This window comes from Blastococcus sp. CCUG 61487, assembly GCF_005222955.1.
Classification (GTDB): domain Bacteria; phylum Actinomycetota; class Actinomycetes; order Mycobacteriales; family Geodermatophilaceae; genus Blastococcus.
In genome coordinates this window covers 1-2,385 of the sequence record NZ_LWUA01000132.1, presented here as the reverse complement: position 1 = coordinate 2,385, position 2,385 = coordinate 1, and the positions used below count along the sequence as shown (strand labels likewise).

General features: G+C 73.9%; 2 protein-coding genes. Both read right to left on the bottom strand.

Annotation, left to right across the window (positions count from 1 at the left end; genetic code table 11):
- Positions 1 to 1,072: cell division protein FtsZ (gene ftsZ / locus A6V29_RS08445; protein ID WP_249933116.1), on the bottom strand; the 1,072-nt coding region annotated here is incomplete at its 3' end.
- A gap of 413 nt (positions 1,073 to 1,485) precedes the next feature.
- Positions 1,486 to 2,283 (bottom strand): cell division protein FtsQ/DivIB, encoded by a 798-nt coding sequence (locus A6V29_RS08440; protein ID WP_137159893.1) that lies wholly within the window; start codon positions 2,281 to 2,283, stop codon positions 1,486 to 1,488.
- Positions 2,284 to 2,385: the final 102 nt, after the last annotated feature.

The following is a 2,385-nucleotide window of genomic DNA, read 5'->3' as shown; positions in this document are numbered from 1 at the left end:
CGGCCGCGGCCGGCGCCATGGGCGCGACGGCCGGCCGGCGGTGCGGCGGCAGGCCGCTGGACGCCGTGCCCGTGGCCGCGCTCCCGGGGAGGGAGGCCGCGGCCCCGTCCTTGCGGACGTTGGGCTTGCCGCTGTCGAACCCGGCGGCGATGACCGTCACCCGCACCTCGTCACCCAGGGCGTCGTCGATGACGGCGCCGAAGATGATGTTGGCGTCGGGGTGCGCCGCGTCGGAGACCAGCGAGGCGGCCTCGTTGATCTCGAACAGGCCGAGGTCCGAGCCGCCGGAGATCGACAGCAGCACGCCGTGGGCGCCCTCCATCGAGGCCTCCAGCAGCGGGCTGGCGATCGCCTGCTCGGCGGCCAGCAGCGCCCTGTTGTCCCCGCGGGCGCTGCCGATCCCCATGAGGGCCGAACCGGCCCCGGACATGACCGACTTGACGTCGGCGAAGTCCAGGTTGATCAGGCCGGGGGTGGTGATCAGGTCGGTGATGCCCTGGACACCGGAGAGCAGCACCTGGTCGGCGGTCCGGAAGGCATCCATCACGCTGACGTTCCGGTCGCCCAGCTGCAGCAGCCTGTCGTTCGGGATCACGATGAGCGTGTCGCACTCGTTGCGCAGCTCCTCGATGCCCGACTCGGCCTGCACCGCGCGCCGCTTGCCCTCGAAGGCGAACGGGCGGGTGACCACGCCGATGGTCAGCGCGCCGAGCTTGCGCGCGATGGACGCGACCACGGGGGCGCCACCGGTTCCGGTGCCACCGCCCTCGCCCGCGGTCACGAAGACCATGTCGGCCCCCTTGAGGACCTCCTCGATCTCCTCGCGGTGGTCCTCGGCGGCCTGCCGGCCGACGTCCGGCTGCGCGCCGGCGCCCAGACCGCGGGTGAGCTCGCGGCCGACGTCGAGCTTGACGTCGGCGTCGCTCATCAGCAGCGCCTGCGCGTCGGTGTTGATCGCGATGAACTCGACCCCCTTGAGGCCGACTTCGATCATGCGATTGACCGCGTTCACCCCGCCGCCGCCGATGCCGACGACCTTGATGACCGCTAGATAGTTGTGCGGAGGTGTCATGCGGCGCTCCCCAACTGGACCCTCATCCTCAAGTTCAGCCTTACAGTTATGTCAACTCGGTCGACGTGGATGAAGCTAGGTGGGTGCGGAGAGGCGCTACAAGCACCTCCTCCGGCTCGGCGTGTCGGTGTGGCGGCCGGCGGCGCACACCTGGCGACCCGCCCGTCACACCCTCACCACTGATCGTGACGACCCGCCCTGGATTCGTCTCATGCACCGGTGCAGAGTCCCCGTCGCACCAGGAATCACATCCACGACATTTGTTTCTCGTCCCGGGCGTGTCGCGACCATGGGCGTGTCGCCTGCCGGGGCCTGTCCGCGCCCTCCGGAACCGCCCGGCGACGGTGCGCGACCGCCCCCTGCAGGGGCCCGGCGCGAGCTTGCGAGCGGTGGGGGGGCAGGGGGTGTTTCCCTCAGCGGAGGACGACGGCCTCGGGGACGCTCAGGTCCAGCTCGTCGGCCGGGTCGAGGGTGCCCGCCGCCACCTGCTCCAGCAGCGCCTCGAGGATCCGGGCCTTGTCCGCGGACTGCTCGGCGCTCCCCCACCACACCGTCGGACCGTCGACCATCTGGAGCACGATGCCGTCGACGGCCGGGGCCTCGACCCCCGCCACCTGCTCGCGCAGAGGCGCCGGCAGCGCGGCGATCACGACGAGCGCCGCGGCGGTCTCCTCGTCGTCCGGGCCCGGGTCGGCGACCGCCAGCGGGACGACGCCGGCGGGCGGCTCGCCGGAGACGCTGTCGAACAGCACCCCGCGGGCGTCGACCAGCGACCGGCGTCCCGCCTCCCCCACCACGGCCAGCGGGGTCCGCTCCTCGACGGTGATGACCACCCGGTCCGGCCAGCCCCGGGTCACGCTGACCGACTCGACCTGCGGCAGGTCGGCGACCGCCGCCCGCGCGCCCTCCACGTCGATCCGCAGCAACGGCGTGCCCCGGTCGACCCCGGCGGTCTCGCGGACGAGCTCCGCGGGCAGGGTGGTGACGCCGTCGACCTGCACGGACCGCACCGCGAGCAGCGGCCCGGACCACACGGCCCAGCCCAGCACGACCAGCAGCGTCCCGGAGAGCGCCAGGGTCAGGACCCGCCGGCGGCGGGCCGGCATCCGGCGGCGGCGCAGCGGGGTGACCGCGGCGGCGCCCCGCCGCCCGGCCGGCCTCCGACGCTGTCCGCGGGACCTGTCGCGGGTGGTCGTGCCGAGCCGGCTCACCGGTCCGCGTCCGTCCCGTCGCCCGCCTCGTCCTCCCCGGCCTGCCGGGCCCGCAGCGCCTCGAGCACCTCGGGGCCGATCATCGACACGTCGCCCGCGCCC